This is a genomic window from Paenibacillus sp. 1_12 (assembly GCF_900114475.1).
GTDB lineage: Bacteria > Bacillota > Bacilli > Paenibacillales > NBRC-103111 > Paenibacillus_S.
This window is the reverse complement of the sequence record NZ_FOTE01000013.1, coordinates 33,645-53,880: the sequence shown is the minus strand read 5'-3', so window position 1 is coordinate 53,880 and position 20,236 is coordinate 33,645. Positions and strand designations below refer to the sequence as shown.

The following is a 20,236-nucleotide window of genomic DNA, read 5'->3' as shown; positions in this document are numbered from 1 at the left end:
TATGGAGAATAAGGAGCTAACGCTTCGGCAGCATATTTACATATTGATCTGACAATTTCATCAAATTCATGACATAGTCATAATCGCTTTTGTATGCTTTGAAATCAGTAACGGGCTGAAGTGTCTGTAAGGAAACAGCTGTTCCGTCATCGAATCCTTTTCCCGGGACAAACAAAATATGGTCATTGAAAAAAGAGCCGGTAGGCAAATAGTATCTCATGCCGAACGCATTTTTCTGTATATTTAATAAATCCTGACCAAAGTGGACGACTCCCTGCTCCTTCAAGGAAATGCCAAGCAGGTTAGCAATTGTCGGCAATATATCGAGCTGTCCCCCTACTTGATTAATCACCTCACCCTTCGATTGACCCGGCATATGAATAAACAACGGGATATTAAACCGCGTGACCTGATCATGATAAGTAACTCCCAGCTCGCTGCTGAGCTTGTCAGCCTTAATGTCCTCTGGCTGCAGCCCGAAGTGGTCGCCATAAGCGACAAAAAGGGTTTGATCCCACACCCCAGAAGTTTTCAATCTATCGATCAATCCCCCAATGGCATAATCGGCGTAGTTGGTCGCGACGATGTAATCGCCGATTTGCTGTCCTTGCAAAGCAGGCGGTACCGCCATTTTCTCGAAATTAGCCGGAACAATGAATGGAAAATGACTCGATACCGTTATAAACTGCGCGTAAAAGGGCTTTTTCTATTTTGCAGCTCAGTCAGCTTTTCACTGCCTACACGGAACAATTCTTCATCGGACGCCCCGAAGGCATTGAAGTTATCATTGTTATAGTAGGGCTTGTCAAAATAATGAGTAAACCCGATTGCAGGATACAATTTATTCCGATCCCAAAAGTGAACCTCATTTACATGAAACGTATCCGCTTCATATCCCTTATCCTCCAATAGTTTGGGCAAGCTGGGGAGCTCTCGATCACCGTAGCCGGTTGACATTGGAATCGTGCCTGTTGGATAAATAGACGTATTGGACATAAATTCAGCATCAGATGTATTGCCTTGGCCGATCTGCTGAAAAATATACGGAAAGTAGAAGCTTTCCTCAGCCAACTTATTTAGCACAGGCGTAATCTCCTTACCCTGGTAGGTAAGATGAATCAAAAAGTTTTGAAACGCCTCCAGCTGCACCACAACAACGTTCATGCCTTGCTGCGATGCAAAATAGTTTGGCTTATCGGCAGGATTTGCCCCTTGATTATATCCATAGCTAGCTTCCACCTGATTGATGACGGTTAGGGCTTGCGTCAAATTCGCGAAATTCGTCTTGTTTTTTTCACTAATTCCGTTGACGGCAACGGATACCTCATAATTCACAAAACCCAGCTGCTCCGCCCGGACGATTTCATTCGTAATGCTCTTGTCTGTTTTGACAAACCAAGCGGACACCACCAAACAGACCAGTGTCAAAATCATAAGAGTAGACCGCCGCATCGGTCGATCGTTTATCAGAATTAAGCTGCGCCGTCTCATTGCAAGCCAAATAACAAATGCCAGTATACAATCGGCAAAAAACAAATAATCCATAGGATGAATCGTCGCTTTAATGCTTGATGAAATTTGCAGTAATTGTTTCATTTCCAAAACAGATGTATACGTAATGACCGACCCGAAATGCTCAAAATAAAGCGTCGCGGCAAAACAGATCAACGACACAATAACATTAAAAATCCAATACGCGGATCGCTTGGCCCGCTTCGAAATGAGAATCTCCATCAATCCTGTCATGACTAGGAGACTGGACAAATCAAGGAGCCACCACTTCAAGTCTACCTTCTCAAAAAGAAAATACCGCAGCAGTGCAAACTTCACCCATACAATAAATGAAAATACAATAAAATAACTTCGCCATAGCCTGTTCCAAGATTGCGTCATTGCGACCTCCGTCTTTGAACTTATTAAAATCTATTTATGTCATATTGCAGTCTTTGACCAAATAGATTCAATATAAACATATATCAACAAATATATGTTAAAACGCTTTAATTTATCGTGGATGGTACTGACAACAAGAGGCAAACCAACGTAGCCTACCAATGCCAGATTCACACGACAACTACCCCTAAAACCGAGTTTTATAGACCAGGGCCTATTATTCTTTTTTCTCATATCGATGAACCACAGCCTGCTCCTACGCTTTTATCAGACAATATTTTTCGCCATTGTTTGTAGTAGGTTTCTCCGCAGAAGTTCAAGAACAAGATTCTCCATATCCGTCCTACGGTTGGTTTAGAATCTTCACCTATAGCAGATGCGCTTGCTGGTTTACGTGCTAATGAAGCCCGTTACTTTATGAACAAATACAAGCATGAATTTACGGTTATACCAGCTAGCGAAAGCCAGGAGACGCTTGATTATGTAAATCGAATTTTGAAAGAAGAACGTGATATTGAGTTTACAACCAAACCTTTAGAAACGTCTCGCTTTCAAGTGGAAAATATCAAGTTTGCCTACGTCATTTATGAGGATGGTCTTGTGGTCAACGTTATGTATACGATTGATGGACCTAAGAAGCCAGCTGTTGGCTTTAAGCTTTCTGAAGGGATGGAAATACCAAAGGAGTTAGAAACCAAGTTTAAGTTTGCTCGGCAGAAGTCTAATCTAGCTGGAACAATTCGGGGCTCATTTTTTGTAATTAAAGGAGAATATTGAAGTAAGCATTATTAGCAAGAGTAAATACAACCATTCTCATCTTGGCATTCAAATAACAAAACAGCACCACTCCATCAAATTAGGGGGTGCTGCTAGTTTTTTCGCAAAAACCTCATTTACTTATGGTAAGGCTCCCCCCGAATAATCTTAAACACCCGATACACCTGCTCCACCAGCACCAGCCGCATCAGCTGGTGCGGCAAGGTCATACGCCCGAACGCCAGCTTCAGCTCGGCGCGCGCCAACACCGCGGGGGCTAAGCCCAGCGAGCCCCCGATCACAAAAGCCACGTGGCTGCGCCCATACGTGGCCAAGCCCTCTACATGCCGCGCGAGCTCATCGCTCGTAAGCGGCATGCCATCAAGGGCGAGCGCCACGACGTAGGCGTCGCCCTTGATTTGCGCGAGGATGCGTTCCCCCTCGCGCTGTCGGACGAGCGCCTCTTCAGCGGCGCTCATAGAGTCCGGTGCCCGCTCATCAGGCACCTCCACGATCTGCACCTTGGCATAAGGCCCAAGGCGCTTGACATACTCGGCAATCCCTTGTACGAGGTAAGCTTCTTTTAACTTGCCAACCGCTATGATCTGAATCTGCTGCATACGCAACCTCCTGATATCTACTCTATTTGCTCCAGCAGCTACTAACGCTCCCAGGCTCTTCATAACTTAAGGGTTTAGATTTAACCAATACCAACAAAAAAAGAAGCCACAGCCGCAACCAACACGCGACATGCACGGCTTCTTTCCATATCCGTTATACTACCAAAAAACGCGCCAGTTCTTCACACCGCTCACAATGGACAGGCGGCTTCCATGCGGTAAAGGACACTTCCTGGATGTCCACGATATCAGGTGCATCCTCATACTCATCCACGAACTGATCAATCGCTAATTCCAAATGCTCTTTGCATACAACAAACATAACCTGACCCCACTCTTCTCTATACTAGATCCTTGCACTTAACGATCCTTCAGCTCCGCCATCGTCATCGTGGTTGTCGCCTTTTTCCCGCCGCGATAATACGTAATGGTAATTTTATCGCCAATTTTCTTTTGACTATATATATATTTACGAAGCGCCAGCGTACTATCCACCGTCTTCGTATCCAATTGTACGATAACGTCATTCGTCTTCAAGCCCGCATCCTTAGCAGGACCTGTAACGTCCAGCACGATAATACCAGCTTTCACATCAGCAGGCAACTTTAATACCTCTGTCCCTGTAAAAGATTGCAGATCCTGCGTCACCACGCCCATATAAGGTCTTTTGATTTTGTGGTCCTTGATCAGCGTCTCGATTATCGGTTTCACGGAATTGATGGGAATGGCAAAACCTAACCCTTCCACGCCCATATCCGCCACCTTGAGTGTATTGATTCCGACGATCTTGCCTTCCAGATTGACGAGCGCTCCACCGCTGTTACCCTGATTAATCGCAGCATCGGTTTGGATGACGTCCATTTCCCAATCATAATCACCCTGCACACCCAACGATACCGGAATGGTCCGCTTCGGCCAGCTGATGATGCCTCTCGTCACCGTAGGCGCATAACCTAATCCGAGTGGATTGCCCACTGCAATTACTGTCTCACCCGCCCGCAGCGTATCCGAATCGCCGAACTCCGCTACGGATTTAATCCCGCTGCCCTCAATTTCCAGAACGGCAAGATCTGTCATTTGATCCCGACCCAGCAGTGAGGCTTTCTTGCGTTCACCGCTTGCGGTCACAACATCCAGTTGGGCAAAGCCTTCCACGACATGATTGTTCGTCACGATACGCACTTTATCTCCGGATCTTTGGAACATAACACCTGACCCGAGTCCCATCGACCCGCGTGCGCCTGCCTTTTCGCCTTCCTTTTGAGAACCGATAATGCTGATTACCGTGGGGCCGACCCTTTCTGCTGCTTTAACAACCGAGTCACTGCTCAGCTTCTGGGTATCGGATCCATTCCCGGATGCAACTGCTGCACCATTCGCAGTGACTGGTACTGCTGCTGACTCTGGGCCGCTGCCCAAACGAAACAAGGCTAAGACAATAAGCATAATCGCGGCTCCACCGAAAGCAGGAAGAAACCAGGATGGGGCTTGTCGTCTTCTATATCCGTTTTGAAACTTCTTTCCTTTGACAGACCATTCATTACGGCGAGACACTTTTGTAGAATAAAAATCATCGTCAAACAACCCCATCGTCTTCCGCTCCCCCTCTCTGCCGTTCCCCGTACAGAGCACCCATCCTTACTCGCAATCTCAAAAACTTTCAAATAATAGGAATGATTTTCATAAGATCGGACTAGACTAAGTATATACCATTTAATCCTGAAAGGATGATTCCTCCCATGAACCGTATTAATCAGCATTTAGACCAGGTCAATTGGATCGCCCAGCTAGCCGATCTGAAGCATGCCCATTACCATAACAGTCTGCTTGTCACTGCACTTATCGAGCTGCTGGTCGAGAAGGGAATTATGACCGCTCGCGATATTGCCGTGATGTCTGCCGAGCTTGACGCTTCATTTACTCCTCGTCCAGCCGATCCCACGCTGTAGCACGATCATAATACGTATCCATCAGCCGGGCACGGTGATCATCCGGAGCCAATCGCTCCTCTACCATCTGGCCGACCGTCAGCTTGGCTAAATCCATCATATTGTGGTCGCGGCTCAAATGCGCCAAATATACACGTTTGGTTCTATCTGTCATCACATCAACCAAGCCTATACCTGATGCTTCATTGGATAAATGCCCGATATCACTCAAAATCCGGCGTTTGATATTCCACGGGTATTTTCCAACGCGCAGCATCTCAACATCGTGATTTGATTCCAGCACCAGTACGTCGCTATCGTCGATTTGCTCCTTTACCTTGGGACTCATATAACCCAAATCCGTTGCCACACTCAGCTTTTGATTCTCATGATAGAAGCAATAACCTACCGGCTCGGCAGCATCATGAGAAATCCCGAACGATTCCACCCTCAGCTTGCCCAGATCCAACACGCCGCCCGTTTCCATCACACAGCGCTTGTCGTTCGCTATTCCGCCTATCAGTCTATCGAGCTGCTCCCAGGTCTTTTCATTAGCATAAACCGGCAGATCATACTTTCGAGCCATCGCTCCAAGCCCCTTGATATGATCGGAATGCTCATGCGTCACGACAATCGCATCCAGATCCGCGCCCGACAAATCCTTTTCGTTCAACAGCTGTTCCACCCGTTTCGCACTCAAACCGGCATCAATCAGCACCTTGCTTTCCTCGGTTGCCACGATCGTAATGTTCCCCGTGGAACCACTTGCCAACACACTAAATCGAATTCCCATCTGTCTAGCTCCCATCTGACCCCTTAACCTGCTGCATTGCTTTTATTTTTCTGCGGCGGCTCAACAGCCCCGTTAAACGCATGTACATAATAAACATCTCCGTTCCCAAGCGTTACCCGCCAATACGGAACCAAAAACATCGTCTGTGAATCAAACTCTTGTCCATGATAACCCAACTTGATGCTGCTGACTACCGATCCACTTGGAAAATACGTTTCTATTAAACTGCGCAGCACTGTATAAGAAGATATTACCTTTTGTTCCTTCTGTGCACCTGTCAGCTGATCCTCCACATACCCTTGACGGTACGCGGTCACCAGCCCATTTTGCTCAATTAACTCAAGCCTCACCTCGAACATCGGTAATGTCCCATACAGCTGATGAAACACGTACTGCTCATTTGTGCTCGTTACCGGATCGTATTGATATTTATCCAGATTCGGAATGGCAGTCCGCGCTGCTACATTATCCTTGGAGGACCCTTTACTTACAAGCGGGTTGTACTTAAACGGAATCTCAAGATTAATCTGCTTTTTCGAATTCCCGGGTTCTGTAAACCTGACAACAATCTCCTTCAGACGAGGCACTTCCTTTGGCAGCTCCGCCGAAATTTGAATGTTTTTGCTTTTCAAAAGGCGTTGGATTTCCTCCGCTGCGCTCGTTGTATTCGCATCGAACTCCAGAAGGTCGGAACGGGTCGTCCACAGCTGGTAGCCGAGCACAGCATTCAAAATAAAGAATGACACGATGAGAATCATTTTGGCCCGGCCCCAGTCCATCGCTTTCCCCCTTCTCGGCATAGCCGCCTGCTAAATACGTAAGATCTATTCCAAAAACTCATAGCTTCCATCCCGCAGCTCTACAGCCCAAGCGGGGATCAAGTCCATCGATTGCTCGTTTACTACTGTACGATATCCAGGGAATACCGAGATCACTAAATTCTTTTTGCTGTACTCATTCAGCTTCTCATCCAAGGCTTCACCGCCGATAATCGTCGTTTCCTTGTTGCTGATGCTGCTCATATCGGGAATGATCGTCGACCGCTCATAGCTGGCGACAACCCCCTTTTGCACGATCATTTTCATCGATCCAAGCGTATACATACGCTGGTCAATCAACGGCAGCGAGCCGTAATATTGCCGAAAAATAAAAGGCTGGTTGCCCGGCAGCAGCCGCTGCGGAACCTTTTGCAGAGAGTATATTCCGTTCCAGCCACCGTGCTGATTCACAAATTGAACGGCTGACAGCAGGTTTTCCTGCAATCCCTCTTTGTTGTCAACAGCCGTGGCTGCAGCGACTGGGTCGGAATAGGTCATCCATTTCTGATCGTTTTTTAGCTGGAGGCCGCGCTTGGCATCCGTATAAATTTCTGAACCATCACGCTCTGATAGATTACGGGTAATCGCCGGATCTACAAAGAAGCTTCGCTTCAACTGGTCAACCGTGAACTGTTTGAATGGCAGCCTCACCTCAGCAAAGGTTATAGGCTTCATAGGCAAATAATAATCCCCATAGGTTGTTTTATAAGGAATCATCACTTCCTTGCCGCTTGCATCCGGCTTCTGCACCTCGGTTACAAAACGTTCAATATCCTTGCCTGATATATCGGATTTCTGTACTTCATACACCAGATTCGGTATATCAGTAAACAGTACCGTCCGTACCTCGTCCTTGGTTTCTTTCGTGAAAATCCAAATTTTAGTGATCGTATCATTTTCTAACGGCATTTCACCCTTAAGCTGCATGACACGCTGCAGTACGTTAATCGGTATGCCATCACGGAATTTAACTTCAATCCCTTGCTGCTTGTTGCGCACGTCTTCCCAATTTATGTTTAAGGCGCTCAGATTCATTTTACGAAACCCATCCAGTGAACGCTGATTTACACCTTCTACTACCATCCGATAAGCGGGCGTTCCTCTATATAAAACGGTATGCTGCAGGTTGCCCAAATGGAGAACGACCTGATCTGGAAACAATAAATCCTCCAGCATCGCCTGCGAGCCGATACGATCGGTTTTGACATACTCATCTTGTACGAGTGGATCAAAATTCGGAGAGCTGTAGGATAAAAAATAGCTTTGTACGAAACTGAGCCCAACAAGCAATATGAGAGTTGCCGATTTCAGCATCTCCATCATTATATAGCCTCCTCATCCCCAGGATAAGGCAGCGTAAACGTCACCTTCGTTCCCTGTTCAAGCTCCGAATCCAGCCATACCGTACCGCCATGCAGTCTTACTATTTCCCGGGCAATCGAGAGACCCAGTCCCGTTCCGCCCATATTACGCGAGCGAGCCTTATCTACACGATAAAACCGTTCAAAGATCCGGCTCAAATCCTTCTTCGGAATTCCGATTCCGTTATCCTGCACAGCGATTTCCAGCATATCCGGTTCAGGAAGACTCGCTCCAATCCTAATATGTCCTTGCTCTGACGTATACTTAATCGCATTGGACACCAGATTATCAAGCACCTGATCGATTCGGTCGCGGTCAATCTTGATTTCTTCCAAAAAGGGGGCAACTTCAATAGCAATCGTAATTCCCCGCTGCTCCAATTGAAACGAGAACCGGTCTGCTACCTCTTCCAGCATCTCAAAGACATTCGTATATTCCTTGCTGAGGGTCGCCTGCTTCGAATCCAGTCTGGAAAGCTGCAGCAAATCCGTTACCAGCCGAATCATCCGCTCTGTTTCATTGCGTGTTACACTTATGAACTTGCCAGCCAGCTGCGGGTCGTCGATAGCACCATCCTCCAACGCCTCCAGATAGCTTTTAATCGTCGTCAGCGGTGTTCGCAGCTCATGAGACACATTCGCCACAAACTCCCGTCTGGAATCCTCCAGCTTCTCCTGATCCGTTACATCCTGAAGCATCGCTATCGTGCCGGAGCGGCCCTTTTCCGTATTCGACAAACCTGTAAAGGTTAGCTTTAAAGACAGCCGTTCTTCCTCGTCATGCTCAATGTGCAGCAGCAGGGTCGGATCTTCACCAAACTCAAATTGTTGCAGCACATCCCTAGATATATCCAATACCTCATGCAGCTGCTTGCCGAGTGTCGTATCCTCATTCACCTGCAAAATCTGCTTGGCGCGCCGATTGATCACAATAACCTTGCCATCATCGTCCGCAGCGATCAAGCCATCATTCATATTCGTCAAAATCGAGGCGAGCTTTTCCTTCTCCTCTTCATTTAAGGAAAGGGCTTCCTTCAAACGCCCCATCATAAAATTAAACGTCTGCCCCAGCTGCCCGATCTCATCCCGTCCGAGCACCGGAACCTCTGCATTAAATCGCCCTTCAGCAACAGCCGTAGCTTGTCTTGTGATCGCTTTAATCGGGTTCGTGATAGTTGCTGACAGCATCACACCAAGAATCGCCGTCAATGCCAACGCCATCAGTGTACCCGTGATCAAAAAACGATTGATCAAATTCATTGGCTTATACATTTCTTCCATAGAAGCGATAATATAAACCGCGCCATTCACCTTGACGCCCGTACCGACCGGCTTGGCAATAATCATCTTGCGCACTCCGTCAAAATCGGTAAACATCCGCTGGTTATCCTTAATTCCCTGCAGCGCACGAGTGACCTCAGTCTGGATATTCTTCTGATTCACAACCGCCTGATGACTTGCCATCGACGTTGACAGCACGATCCCGTTGGCATCAATAACCTGAATCTCCGCATTACTGATCGCAAACAAATTATTGACGACATCATTGAGATCCGCATTCGTTTTTCGTGTTTCACCCGACTTCGTCTCTTCATTGTTGACCGACAAGTAAGGCTCGACATATTGGGCTAACAGCTGCGCCTGCGTATTATGGGAATTAATAAACTCGGTTTTAAAATAGCTCTCCAGCGTCCGTGTAAAATAAACTCCGATTAATTGCATCGCAATGACAATCAGCAGCACATAAATAATAATCAGCTTAGCCTGAATCGATTGAAAAAACCGAAGCCCTTTCATGGATCAAAAGCTCCCGGTCTTCGGATTGCGCATCATATAACCGAGTCCGCGACGTGTCATAATATATTCCGGCCGGCTCGGGTCATCCTCGATTTTCTCACGCAGTCTGCGAATCGTAACGTCCACCGTGCGTACATCTCCGAAGTACTCAAAGCCCCATACAGCCTGCAGCAAATGCTCACGTGTCATAACCTTGCCACTCTGCTTGGCCAAATACTGTACCAGCTCGAACTCACGATGCGTCAAATCCAGCGGTACCTCACCCTTGTATACCATATACATATCACTGTCGATAAATAAGTCATGGATCTTAAAGCCCTGTCTGGCATCCGATTCCACAGGTGGTGTCTGCTGCACCTTCGTCTGTCGTCGCAAATGCGCCTTCACTCGTGCCAGCAGCTCCCGGGTTCCAAAAGGTTTAGTAACGTAATCGTCCGCACCCAGCTCTAGCCCCAGCACCTTATCAATCTCGTTATCTTTAGCCGTGAGCATAATGATAGGCGTATTGAGCTTCATCCGCACCTCGCGGCATACATCCATGCCATCCTTAACCGGCAGCATCAAGTCCAGTAATATCAGGTCTGGCTTCTCTTCAAAAGCAAGCTCTACCGCTCTGCCCCCATCATAAGCGCATATAACCTCATGGCCTTCCTTTTCCAAATTAAACTTTAATATATCCGCAATCGGTTGTTCATCATCGACAACGAGTATCTTCGCCATCCTCACGATCACCGCCTGTTCCTTCTCAAATTCACTACCTGTATCTTACCACATCCTGAAGCGAGGATAAACGGCTATGCCTGCTTATGACAATCAATTTACACTTCATGGTAATAAAAAAAGAGAGAACCAGCCAGGCTCTCGCCGTTGGTTCTCTCTCTAGTCTCGCTATCTATCCTTCAAAATTAAAAATATTTAATAATTACTATAAGTGCTAACGATTCAAATATTTGGACGGGTTTTCAGCCACATCATTTTTTTGTACCTCAAAGTGTAAATGTACACCCGTAGAATTACCGGTACTGCCCATATAACCAATTTTCTCGCCTTTTTCCACAATCTGACCATTTTTCACATATATTTGACTCATATGACCGTACAACGTTTTGTAGCCATTCATATGGTCAAGTATAACATGATTGCCATAGCCGCTATCGTAGCTCGCATAAACGACCTTTCCGTTATCTGAAGCTAAGATCGTTTTATTCGGTGAAGTCAGATCAAGCCCTTTATGCAGAGCGCCCCAACGGTAGCCGAATGTACTGGTAATACTGTAGGATTGAACCGGCCATGCAAATTTGCCTGTTCCTTGGCCTGTAATGACCTTCGTACCTTTGCGCACAAGAGCCTTAACCGGCTGTTCTATAACTTCCTCGCCCTGTACAGCTTCCTCTATGACCAAACCGTTCACTTTGGTAACGAGAATCGTTATTTTTTTCAAGCCATTTTTGCCCTGTCTTAATGTCTGATCTGTTCCCAGCATCACACTGCTATCCTTTTCGAATTCCGTGTCAAACTGGATTTCCTGGTTTTCCACTACTTTCTCAACAGTACGAACCGCTAATGTCGGCTGCAGTACGGTTAAATCAAGCTTTTGGCCTACTTTTAACTTATCGTCTACGATCGTAGGGTTATTTTGATAGATGACTTGCTTGGATATATTAAGCTTGGTCGCGATGCAGGAGACGCAATCTCCCTGTACCACCGTATATTGAACGGGTTGAACATCACCGGTTTCCAGCTTTTTTCTAAGCTCGTCCGGATTAACTACATCCTGAGGCTGGATCGGGATATCATGCAGCTCTACCTTTTGCACGAACTCAATCTTCTGCAGTTCACCTGATTCCACAGGCGCAGCCGCTGATAAAACCCGAACCTTACTAGAGTCTTTTTTCTTATCCAGCACATTAGTCTTGATCTGCTCTAAAACCTGATTAGCTGTTTCTTTGTTTTTCAGCACGCCTACGTTTTTACCGTCAACCAACAGCTCGGTCCCAATTGGGTAAGCTGAAATATAACCAACTATCTTGTCCAATACTTCCTTATCATTGGATTTAGCCATGAAAGCCCTTTCAGCGGTATATGTGACGGTAGGTTCCTGAACAACCATTCTCAAATCTTCTTTACTGCTGGCTAATTCTTTGACTTTGGAGGCTTCAAACTGCTCCACCGTTGATTTGTCGGATACAACACCAATCTCTGTTCCATTCACGAACACATGATACACCTGGTTCATATTGCTCACAATATAATGGTTACCGCCCCATACAACTGCCGTAATTACACTGGCAACAGCTGCAGTCTTGATAAGTGTCCACTTATGTCCAAGAATTCCTTTAGCTTTATGTATCGTTTCTTCAGTTTCTACTGATGTCAATACTTGCGCCGTTTCCACAGTTTCTGCGGCTTGAACGTGATTTGACCCTTCTTCTGTCTCTATCAAATTTGCCTTTTCTAGCAAAGCTGACTTCTCTACCAATTGTATCGTTTCATTCGATTCAACAGGCTCAGACACTTGTACAGGTGTGCTTGATTCTACGGTATCTACCGATTCTATTAATTGTACTTCTTCTGCTGATCTATGTGATTGCTCATTCGCCGATACTGCCGATTTCAAATGAAGCTTTAATTTCATATTACGTAACGGGTTTTTGGTAAGCTTCTGCTTTGACTTGTCCAGCAGCTCCTTAGCCCAGCTCATTCCTTTTAAAACACTCATGTTGTTCTCCTTTATCTTGTTTTTTGCCAAATACATAAACAAAACTTAAGTAGGCACACTAATGAAAGCCGTAGGCTCTTAATCAATTTAACATAGGTGAACTGTGAATTTCAACACATTTGTAAGGATGGTTGTAGAGGAAGGTCGAAACATGACGGGGGAGTGAAGCCATAATATGGAAAGTTTAACGGCCGTTTTTAGCAGTCAGGCAGAAATGGATTCCGCAATTCACCTGCTAAAAGAGCAAGGAGTGATTGATATCAACATGCAATCTGGAGATTTGGCGCCAGCTGGCGGGGCAGAGTCAGCGATCCCGAGCTTGTCGAATGATACATCAGAACCCGCCTCTGGATTCATGATGCAGATCGTTGTCGAGTCATCGCGACTCCGCCAAGCGGAGGATACTATTGCGAGATATGGAGGAATTGCAGGACAAGCTGGGGTGCAAGACTAAGGTTTGATCATACCAAGAAGCTGGGAGTATTCTTCCGGCTTCAAATAATTTTTGAGAATTTTTTCAATCTCATTCAACTCGCTGGCTGTGATGCCATCTTCCATCATACTGGAAATATGCTGAATTTCAGTCTGAGGGACACGAGTCAGCAGCAGCTTGAAAATTTGGTTCTTATCCTCGTTCGATAGTTGCTCCTTTTTCTTCGTGAACTCTTCTCCAGAAACGACCACTTTCCCGCCTGAACCCAAGTCTGTACTGCCATCCACTTTGAGCCCGCTGCTTAAACTGTTCGGTGAAGCCTCAGAAACAGCACCAGCACTTGGCTTCGATAATCCGGTGCCAGCTTCAGCTGCTGAGCCTCCTGTATTCACTTTGTTTTCCGTTTTCTTATCTGTACCCTGCTGCCCAAATACCGCTATGGCATCATTTGGTGGTGTATCCTGGGTAGTACCCGTACGATTATTAAGATTCGTTCCCTCTGATCGGGTATCGTTCTTTCCCTCCGCAAATAAGTGAAAGCCTTCCGCTTGTTTACCTAAATGCGCAATAAATTGCGACCAGCTTGGTGCCGTCATCGCACTTGATTTCAATTGATATTGATCTAGAACCATGTCAATATAGGCATTCATTACCGTGAACGTACACACTACACATACGATAGAGGTGATCATCATGCTTACAATCAGCTTGATCATAACTTGGATTAGCTTCATTCGTTATCCGCTCCCGCCATTCAGTTCTCAGCAGCTGCAGATTCAGCTTGCTTCCTTCAGTATGGACGGCTTTCTACCAAATCAACCCATTTTGATCAAAAAAATCTCCCAAAACCTGTCAAACAGGTCTTGAGAGATTGGATATACACTATACTTTAGAAAATTTCGTGTACCAAATTCGTTTGCTCACGGTTACGGCCCACAGAGAAGATCGAGATCGGAATCCCGGTTAATTCTACGACGCGTTCGATATATTTACGGGCATTCACAGGCAGATCCTCCAATTTACGAACGCCTGTAATATCCTCGCTCCAACCTGGAAGCTCTTCATAAACAGCCACACATTCGGACAGCATTTTCAAGCTGGCTGGGTAATGCTCGATTGTTTGTCCGCGATATTGATAGGATGTGCAAATTTTAACCGTTTCAAGGCCTGCCAGCACATCCAGTGAGTTCAGTGATAATCCTGTAATGCTGCTTACTCTACGGGCATGGCGAATGACCACACTGTCAAACCAGCCCACACGGCGAGGACGACCTGTTACAGTGCCGTACTCATGGCCTTTTTCACGAATCCAGTCACCGATCTCGTTGTTCAGTTCCGTTGGGAACGGACCATCGCCTACACGTGTCGTGTACGACTTGGCAACACCGATAACCTGCTGGATTTTGCTTGGTCCTACACCAGAACCGATACAAACGCCACCTGCCGATGGGTTAGAAGAAGTTACGAATGGATAAGTGCCTTGGTCAATGTCAAGCATAACGCCTTGAGCACCTTCAAACAGTACTTTCTTATCTGCGTCGATCAAATCGTTCAAGATTACGGAGGTATCTGTTACATAAGGACGTAGCCGCTCTGCATAGCCCAAATACTCAGAAATGATAGCCTCTGCGTCTACAGCCGCTGCACCGTATACTTGCTCGATCAACACATTTTTCTCAGCAACAACCTGACGTACGCGGTTCGTGAATTCCTCTGCATCCATCAAATCGGCAATCCGGATACCGTTACGTGCAGCTTTATCCATATAGCAAGGACCAATTCCCTTACGTGTCGTACCGATCTTGTTCTCACCCTTGCGATCTTCTTCCAGACCATCAAGCAGCAGATGATACGGCATAATGACATGTGCGCGGTCACTAATTTTCAAATTGTTCGTAGTAAATCCGTTATCATGAATATATTGAATCTCTTCAAGCAGCGCGCCTGGGTTAATAACCATACCATTACCAATAACGCACACCTTATTTTCATAAAAAATGCCCGAAGGAACCATTGTCAATTTGTACTTTTTTTCATCGATCAAAATCGTATGACCTGCATTGTTACCACCTTGGTAACGTGCAACCACTTCTGCAGACTCAGCAAGAAAATCGGTAATTTTACCTTTTCCTTCGTCGCCCCATTGGGTTCCGACAACCACAACCGTTGACATGCAATCTAACCCCCATCAGGTGAAAGTTTCACCTATAATTAGCCAAAAAGGCATAAAGCACCCTTAGTATTCTAGCAGTTACTGGATCTAAAGTCAATAAAAACGAACATTTTCGGACCATCGTGTTGTAATGTTCGTTCATTGAATTATCTGCCTGCCGCTTCCTGATGCGTGCGGTCCAGCCCGACAAATTTATTATAATTTTTCAAAAAGGCAAGCTCTACCGTTCCTACCGGACCATTCCGCTGTTTGGCGATGATGATCTCGATGATGTTCTTTTTTTCGGATTCTTTATCATAGTAATCATCCCGATACAGGAAGGCGACGATATCAGCATCTTGCTCAATAGATCCGGATTCCCGTAAGTCCGACATCATCGGACGTTTGTCTTGACGCTGCTCGACCCCACGACTAAGCTGGGATAACGCAATGACCGGTACATCCAGCTCACGGGCAATTTGCTTCAAGGTACGTGAAATTTCCGATACCTCCTGCTGCCGGTTATCCCCTTTACCGCGGCCATGAATCAGCTGCAGGTAATCGATCAGGATCATCCCAAGCCCCCGCTCCTGCTTAAGTCTCCGGCATCTGGCTCGAATATCGGCAACCGTAACTGAAGGAGAATCATCAATATAAATGTTCGCTTCAGACAGGGAACCGATCGCCATCGTCATCTTTTCCCAATCCTCAGCCTCCAACGAACCCGTACGCATCCGAGTCGCATCCACATTGGCTTCCGCACAAATCATCCGCTGTACAAGCTGAGGAGCGCCCATTTCCAGACTGAAAATAGCAACCGTTTCCTTCTCCCGCACACCTACATTTTGGGCTATATTCAAAGCAAATGCCGTCTTTCCCACTGAAGGACGCGCCGCCACGATAATTAAATCCGAACGTTGAAACCCCGATGTCATTTTATCCAAATCCTGAAAGCCTGACCTGACTCCGGTCGTTCCCCCTTTATTGTTATAAAGGTATTCAACCTTGTCAAAAACCTCCATCAACACATCGCGAATCGCAATGAACCCTGTTGAAGAGCGACGCTGGGAAATTTCGAGAATCTTCTTCTCTGCTTCACCCAGCAGCTCAGCGACATCGTCCGTACTGGCATAGCCATCCGTAACGATATTCGTTGCCGCCCGAATCAACCGCCGCAGCATCGACTTCTCTTCTACAATCTGAGCATAGTAGTCGATATTAGCCGCAGTAGGCACCGCATTTGCAAGCTCAGACAAATACTTGATCCCGCCGATCTCCTCCAACTGCTGCTTATTTTGCAGTTTGGACGTCAGCGTGATCAAGTCAATGGGCTCATCCTCCTCGGCCAGCTCCAGCATCGATTCAAAAATCCGCTGATGCGAGGTGCGATAAAAATCATCGCTATTGATCCGCTCCATCGCAGTAACGAGCGATTCGCCGTCAAGCAAAATAGCGCCGAGCACGGCCTGCTCGGCTTCCAAATTTTGCGGAGGGATACGATCCAAAAACATGCCCTCGTTCAATGATTTCCCCTCCTGGGCACTTCCATCACGAAAGTTTACTTATCCTCACTCACATGTATCTTCAGTTTTCCAGAAACCTCTGGGTGCAGTTTTACGCCAACCTCTGTCACACCTAACGTACGAATCGGCTCATCCATAAGAATTTTCCGTTTATCCAGCTTCAGCTTGAACTGCTTTTCCAGCTCCTCAGCCACCTGCTTGCTTGGAATGGCTCCGAACAAACGGCCATCCTTACCTGATTTCGCCTTTAATTCCACCGTTACCGATTCCAACTTGTTTCCAAGCTCTACAGCATCAGCCTTCTCTTGGTCCTTCTTGCGCTGCTCTGCCTTCTTCTGCTGGTCCAGCATCTTTACAGAACCTTCGTTAGCAGGTGCCGCCAACTTCTGTGGCAGTAGAAAATTCGTTGCATATCCCTCAGATACCTCTTTAATTTCACCCTTCTTGCCTTGTCCCTTAACATCCTTTAATAAGATAACTTTCATTCGAAAAGCGCCTCCTCAGCATTCATCTCATTTAAAACTTCATTTAGCTTTTGTGCAGCCGCATCAAGCGTTCCTTCGAATTGCGTAGCTGCGTTCGTTAAATGCCCACCGCCGCCCATTCGTTCCATTACAACCTGAACATTTAATTGTCCTAACGAACGGGCACTGATACCGACTAATCCGTCAGGTCTTTCACTAATAACAAATGAGGCCGATACCCCCGTCATCGTAAGCAGCGTATCGGCTGCTTGAGCAATCAGCAGCTGTGGATATTTGCGATTTGGCTCCGTTATGGCTAGCGCGATATGTTCATAGATGACGACTGCATTCTTAATGACTTCCGCACGCTGGATATAAGCCTCCAAATCCTCCTTCAGCAGCCTTTGGATGAGCGAGGAATCCGCTCCATTGCGCCTTAGGAAGGACGCTGCTTCAAAGGTACGGGCACCCGTACTGAGTGAAAAGCTTTTTGTGTCGACAACAATACCAGCGAGCAGTGCAGTTGCTTCAAGCACACCCATCGTCAATCGGTCGTTGAAATACTGCAGCAGCTCAGTTACCAGCTCGCAGGTCGAGGAAGCATACGGCTCCATATATACCAGCGTCGCATCTTGAATAAATTCCTCACCGCGCCGATGATGGTCAACGACAAATTTACGTTGTGTCAGCTGCAGCAGCTTTGGCTCGGCTACCATCGACGCTTTGTGAGTATCGACAACAACGGCCAGTGACCGTTGATTCGTAATCTGCATCGCCTGATCCGGCGTTATAAACCAGCGGTTCAGCTTCTCATCTTCATAAATCGTTTCCATCAGCTTCTGAATCGAAGGGTTTACCCCTTCCAGCACAATGTAACCTTCTTTATTGCTGACATGGGCCGCTTTCAGCACGCCGATAGCCGCACCAATCGAATCCATATCGGGATACCGATGACCCATAATGATAACCTTGTCACATTCCTTGATCAAATCGCGCAGCGCATGGGAAATTACCCTTGCCCGAACTCTCGTCCGTTTCTCGACCGCATTGGATCGGCCCCCATAGAAGGATAGTCTTTCGCCGATCTTCACTGCAACCTGATCACCGCCGCGGCCCAGTGCCATATCTAGACTGGTTTGCGCCAATTGCCCCAATTCCGTTAAGGAGTTGTTGCCAGAAGCGATTCCGATACTTAAAGTCAGCTGCAATTTATGCTCGATCGTCAAATCACGGACCTCGTCCAAGATTTCAAAACGCGACTGCTCCAGCATCTTCAAGCCCTTCTGATCAATCAAGATCAAGTAGCGATCGGAGGCGGTACGACGCAAGTACACGTTGTACTTTTGCGCCCATTCGGTAATTTCACCGGTTACCTTGGCCAACATAATACTCCTTGATTGATCGTCCATGCCTTGCGTCGCTTCATCCAGATTATCCATCATAATAATACCGATCGACAACCGCTCTTCCTCATAACGCAGGGATAATGTTTTATAGGCCGTAATATCCGTCACATACAGCAGCCGCTCATTCGGCTTAACCTGTACCTGATAAATACTTTTACCAATAGCGATCTCAACTTTAGCAAGATCCTTATCCTTACGGCCTTTTAATATCGGGAACAGCTCCAGCAAGGGTTCGCCTATTAAGGAGTCCTTGCCCAGCATTTTGGCTACAAAAGGATTGTGCCACTCCACGATTTTTTCTTCGTTATACAGCAAAATCCCGATTGGCAGCTCGTTGATAACTTCATTACCCGCCCGCTTGATGCGATGAGACAATGTCGTTACGTATTTGTTCATATCCCTGCTGAATGCCTGCTCGGCCCTCATCGTAAAAAAGCCTAGAATAACGCATACAAGCAAAGCGATTATACCGACTATCCATTGAAACAACATAAGTACAAAAATTAATATCGTCATTACAGCAAAAATCCATACGATATGCGAGCCATGCCATCGCTTTAACAAGAACTTCGGCATCCCTTTCGCCCCTAATCCAATCTTATTTTCGAGTCACACGTTCACGGAGCGGAAAAGCAGTATCGAACACGCCCAGCAAGCTTAACAAGAAGGGTGCAAAAAGCAACGATACAATAATTCCGCAAATCGGCAAAACCCGGTTCCAACGTTTGAAGTGAGCCAGGAAAAACAGAAAGGAAATCGCCTGAACCGCAAACAAAAACGACAGCATCGGCAGTAGGTTAATCAGGATTGTAAATAGAATCGAGCTCGTGTCCTTCACAAAAAACTCCAAAAACAAGCCGATCATGTAGTACCATACCAATGATTTATGAAGCATCCAATCGCGCAGAGGTTTGAACCCGAGAATATGCTCACCCGTCCGATTGAGCAGCTTCCTTGATGCCCAGTGCGCTACCAATACGAGAAATAATGAAATCCCGATCATATAAAGAGGTAGCATATGGCTTGCAATCTGAACCAGCATATCTTTATCCATGACCATTGCATTTTGCAGGTAAGCAGGCATGATACTTATGCTCTCCAACATAAGCAGCTTCATTTTTTCAATCAAATTGATTCCAAAAGCATAGCAGACTACCAAGCTAAGCAGCATTTCCGCCAACAGGGTAAGTGTGCCCGCAGTGACAACATTTCGCGCTGGCGCACCTTTTTTGTATTGATTGCCCATTTGGATAACTGGGGGTAAAAAGAATATGGATACGGCAATAAGCATGACAGCTACAAATCCTGCTATCAGCAATGTAGCTACCAGATAAACGACAACCAAACTAATCATATAAAATAATAAAAACCGTTTCGTATCCAGCTTCACATACTGTACTAGCAGCGGCACCATCAAAAAGCAAATCGTAATTTGACTAACAAATGGTACCGAAATCGACAGCATTAAAATAACCGTCGCCAAGCCCCAACCCAGTAATCCCAACAAGGAATCCTTCCTCAATCCGTTCACCTCTTACACATATGTTCTTACCCTTAACCTGCTAACGATGAC

The 20,236-nt window shown here is 46.3% G+C and carries 18 protein-coding genes and 1 pseudogene; 3 read left to right on the top strand and 16 right to left on the bottom strand.

Annotation, left to right across the window (positions count from 1 at the left end):
- Positions 1-16 precede the first annotated feature (16 nt).
- Positions 17-1,164, bottom strand: a pseudogene (locus BM210_RS36300) (LTA synthase family protein).
- Positions 1,165-2,220: 1,056 nt separating this feature from the next.
- Here BM210_RS36300 and BM210_RS24095 point away from each other — a divergent pair.
- The gene (locus tag BM210_RS24095) at positions 2,221-2,670 is read left to right on the top strand and encodes a phage tail protein (RefSeq protein WP_091174450.1); all 450 of its coding nucleotides are present in this window, start codon (positions 2,221-2,223) and stop codon (positions 2,668-2,670) included.
- 116 nt (positions 2,671-2,786) lie between these two features.
- Here the strand turns inward: BM210_RS24095 and rlmH are convergent, their stop codons facing one another.
- The 3 genes from rlmH to BM210_RS24080 form a co-directional block, all read right to left on the bottom strand.
- Positions 2,787-3,269 (bottom strand): 23S rRNA (pseudouridine(1915)-N(3))-methyltransferase RlmH, encoded by a 483-nt coding sequence (rlmH, locus tag BM210_RS24090; protein ID WP_091174447.1) that lies wholly within the window; start codon positions 3,267-3,269, stop codon positions 2,787-2,789.
- 154 nt (positions 3,270-3,423) lie between these two features.
- Positions 3,424-3,591: a CxxH/CxxC protein gene (locus BM210_RS24085; protein WP_091174444.1), complete on the bottom strand. Its 168-nt coding sequence runs from the start codon at positions 3,589-3,591 to the stop codon at positions 3,424-3,426.
- A 38-nt stretch (positions 3,592-3,629) separates the two neighbouring features.
- The gene (locus BM210_RS24080) at positions 3,630-4,859 is read right to left on the bottom strand and encodes a S1C family serine protease (RefSeq protein ID WP_091174442.1); all 1,230 of its coding nucleotides are present in this window, start codon (positions 4,857-4,859) and stop codon (positions 3,630-3,632) included.
- 149 nt (positions 4,860-5,008) lie between these two features.
- On the opposite strand from BM210_RS24080, the gene BM210_RS24075 reads away from it, so the two are divergent.
- Entirely contained in the window at positions 5,009-5,218 is a 210-nt protein-coding gene (locus BM210_RS24075; RefSeq protein ID WP_091174439.1) for a hypothetical protein, read from the top strand.
- On the opposite strand, the gene BM210_RS24070 is transcribed toward BM210_RS24075, so the two are convergent.
- From BM210_RS24070 to BM210_RS24045, 6 genes are all read right to left on the bottom strand, one after another.
- On the bottom strand, positions 5,187-5,990 hold the full coding sequence (locus tag BM210_RS24070) for an MBL fold metallo-hydrolase (RefSeq protein ID WP_091174438.1): 804 nt from the start codon (positions 5,988-5,990) through the stop codon (positions 5,187-5,189). The genes BM210_RS24075 and BM210_RS24070 overlap by 32 nt on opposite strands.
- 23 nt (positions 5,991-6,013) lie before the next feature.
- Positions 6,014-6,769 carry a two-component system regulatory protein YycI gene (gene yycI, locus BM210_RS24065; protein WP_091174435.1) on the bottom strand — a complete coding sequence of 252 codons (756 nt, stop codon included), beginning with the start codon at positions 6,767-6,769 and terminating at the stop codon, positions 6,014-6,016.
- A gap of 45 nt (positions 6,770-6,814) precedes the next feature.
- Positions 6,815-8,131, bottom strand: coding sequence for a YycH family regulatory protein (locus BM210_RS24060; RefSeq protein ID WP_091174433.1), 1,317 nt, complete (start codon positions 8,129-8,131; stop codon positions 6,815-6,817).
- Positions 8,131-9,966: a cell wall metabolism sensor histidine kinase WalK gene (walK, locus tag BM210_RS24055; RefSeq protein ID WP_091174431.1), complete on the bottom strand. Its 1,836-nt coding sequence runs from the start codon at positions 9,964-9,966 to the stop codon at positions 8,131-8,133. The genes BM210_RS24060 and walK overlap by 1 nt, the downstream gene beginning before the upstream one ends.
- A 3-nt stretch (positions 9,967-9,969) precedes the next feature.
- Positions 9,970-10,686, bottom strand: a complete 717-nt coding sequence (gene yycF / locus BM210_RS24050) for a response regulator YycF (RefSeq protein ID WP_091174428.1) — start codon at positions 10,684-10,686, stop codon at positions 9,970-9,972.
- 214 nt (positions 10,687-10,900) lie between these two features.
- Entirely contained in the window at positions 10,901-12,685 is a 1,785-nt protein-coding gene (locus BM210_RS24045) for a peptidoglycan DD-metalloendopeptidase family protein (RefSeq protein ID WP_256223983.1), read from the bottom strand.
- A 175-nt stretch (positions 12,686-12,860) separates the two neighbouring features.
- Between BM210_RS24045 and BM210_RS24040 the strand changes: the two genes are divergently transcribed.
- Positions 12,861-13,139: a hypothetical protein gene (locus BM210_RS24040; protein WP_091174426.1), complete on the top strand. Its 279-nt coding sequence runs from the start codon at positions 12,861-12,863 to the stop codon at positions 13,137-13,139.
- On the opposite strand, the gene BM210_RS24035 is transcribed toward BM210_RS24040, so the two are convergent.
- The 6 genes from BM210_RS24035 to BM210_RS24010 form a co-directional block, all read right to left on the bottom strand.
- A complete protein-coding gene (locus tag BM210_RS24035; RefSeq protein ID WP_091174424.1) occupies positions 13,136-13,852 on the bottom strand; it encodes a hypothetical protein in 717 nt (238 codons plus the stop codon). The two genes, BM210_RS24040 and BM210_RS24035, sit on opposite strands and share 4 nt — an antisense overlap.
- A gap of 155 nt (positions 13,853-14,007) precedes the next feature.
- Complete coding sequence (locus BM210_RS24030; protein ID WP_091174423.1) at positions 14,008-15,291, bottom strand: adenylosuccinate synthase; 1,284 nt, start codon at positions 15,289-15,291, stop codon at positions 14,008-14,010.
- A 146-nt stretch (positions 15,292-15,437) separates the two neighbouring features.
- Positions 15,438-16,781 carry a replicative DNA helicase gene (gene dnaB / locus BM210_RS24025; protein WP_177237977.1) on the bottom strand — a complete coding sequence of 448 codons (1,344 nt, stop codon included), beginning with the start codon at positions 16,779-16,781 and terminating at the stop codon, positions 15,438-15,440.
- A gap of 47 nt (positions 16,782-16,828) precedes the next feature.
- Entirely contained in the window at positions 16,829-17,278 is a 450-nt protein-coding gene (gene rplI, locus BM210_RS24020; RefSeq protein WP_091174419.1) for a 50S ribosomal protein L9, read from the bottom strand.
- Positions 17,275-19,239, bottom strand: a complete 1,965-nt coding sequence (locus BM210_RS24015; protein WP_091174416.1) for a DHH family phosphoesterase — start codon at positions 19,237-19,239, stop codon at positions 17,275-17,277. The genes rplI and BM210_RS24015 overlap by 4 nt, the downstream gene beginning before the upstream one ends.
- Before the next feature lie 22 nt (positions 19,240-19,261).
- The gene (locus BM210_RS24010; protein WP_256223981.1) at positions 19,262-20,185 is read right to left on the bottom strand and encodes a DUF2232 domain-containing protein; all 924 of its coding nucleotides are present in this window, start codon (positions 20,183-20,185) and stop codon (positions 19,262-19,264) included.
- Positions 20,186-20,236: the final 51 nt, after the last annotated feature.

Excerpts from the sequence above, each read along its gene's own strand:
- yycF (WP_091174428.1), bottom strand. The coding sequence starts at position 10,686 with ATGGCGAAGATACTCGTTGTCGATGATGAACAACCGATTGCGGATATA.
- BM210_RS24030 (WP_091174423.1), bottom strand. The coding sequence starts at position 15,291 with ATGTCAACGGTTGTGGTTGTCGGAACCCAATGGGGCGACGAAGGAAAA.
- BM210_RS24085 (WP_091174444.1), bottom strand. The coding sequence starts at position 3,591 with ATGTTTGTTGTATGCAAAGAGCATTTGGAATTAGCGATTGATCAGTTC.
- yycI (WP_091174435.1), bottom strand. The coding sequence starts at position 6,769 with ATGGACTGGGGCCGGGCCAAAATGATTCTCATCGTGTCATTCTTTATT.
- BM210_RS24035 (WP_091174424.1), bottom strand. The coding sequence starts at position 13,852 with ATGAAGCTAATCCAAGTTATGATCAAGCTGATTGTAAGCATGATGATC.
- walK (WP_091174431.1), bottom strand. The coding sequence starts at position 9,966 with ATGAAAGGGCTTCGGTTTTTTCAATCGATTCAGGCTAAGCTGATTATT.
- BM210_RS24070 (WP_091174438.1), bottom strand. The coding sequence starts at position 5,990 with ATGGGAATTCGATTTAGTGTGTTGGCAAGTGGTTCCACGGGGAACATT.
- BM210_RS24060 (WP_091174433.1), bottom strand. The coding sequence starts at position 8,131 with ATGATGGAGATGCTGAAATCGGCAACTCTCATATTGCTTGTTGGGCTC.
- rplI (WP_091174419.1), bottom strand. The coding sequence starts at position 17,278 with ATGAAAGTTATCTTATTAAAGGATGTTAAGGGACAAGGCAAGAAGGGT.
- rlmH (WP_091174447.1), bottom strand. The coding sequence starts at position 3,269 with ATGCAGCAGATTCAGATCATAGCGGTTGGCAAGTTAAAAGAAGCTTAC.
- BM210_RS24015 (WP_091174416.1), bottom strand. The coding sequence starts at position 19,239 with ATGCCGAAGTTCTTGTTAAAGCGATGGCATGGCTCGCATATCGTATGG.
- BM210_RS24040 (WP_091174426.1), top strand. The coding sequence starts at position 12,861 with ATGGAAAGTTTAACGGCCGTTTTTAGCAGTCAGGCAGAAATGGATTCC.
- dnaB (WP_177237977.1), bottom strand. The coding sequence starts at position 16,781 with ATGTTTTTGGATCGTATCCCTCCGCAAAATTTGGAAGCCGAGCAGGCC.
- BM210_RS24045 (WP_256223983.1), bottom strand. The coding sequence starts at position 12,685 with ATGAGTGTTTTAAAAGGAATGAGCTGGGCTAAGGAGCTGCTGGACAAG.
- BM210_RS24080 (WP_091174442.1), bottom strand. The coding sequence starts at position 4,859 with ATGGGGTTGTTTGACGATGATTTTTATTCTACAAAAGTGTCTCGCCGT.
- BM210_RS24075 (WP_091174439.1), top strand. The coding sequence starts at position 5,009 with ATGAACCGTATTAATCAGCATTTAGACCAGGTCAATTGGATCGCCCAG.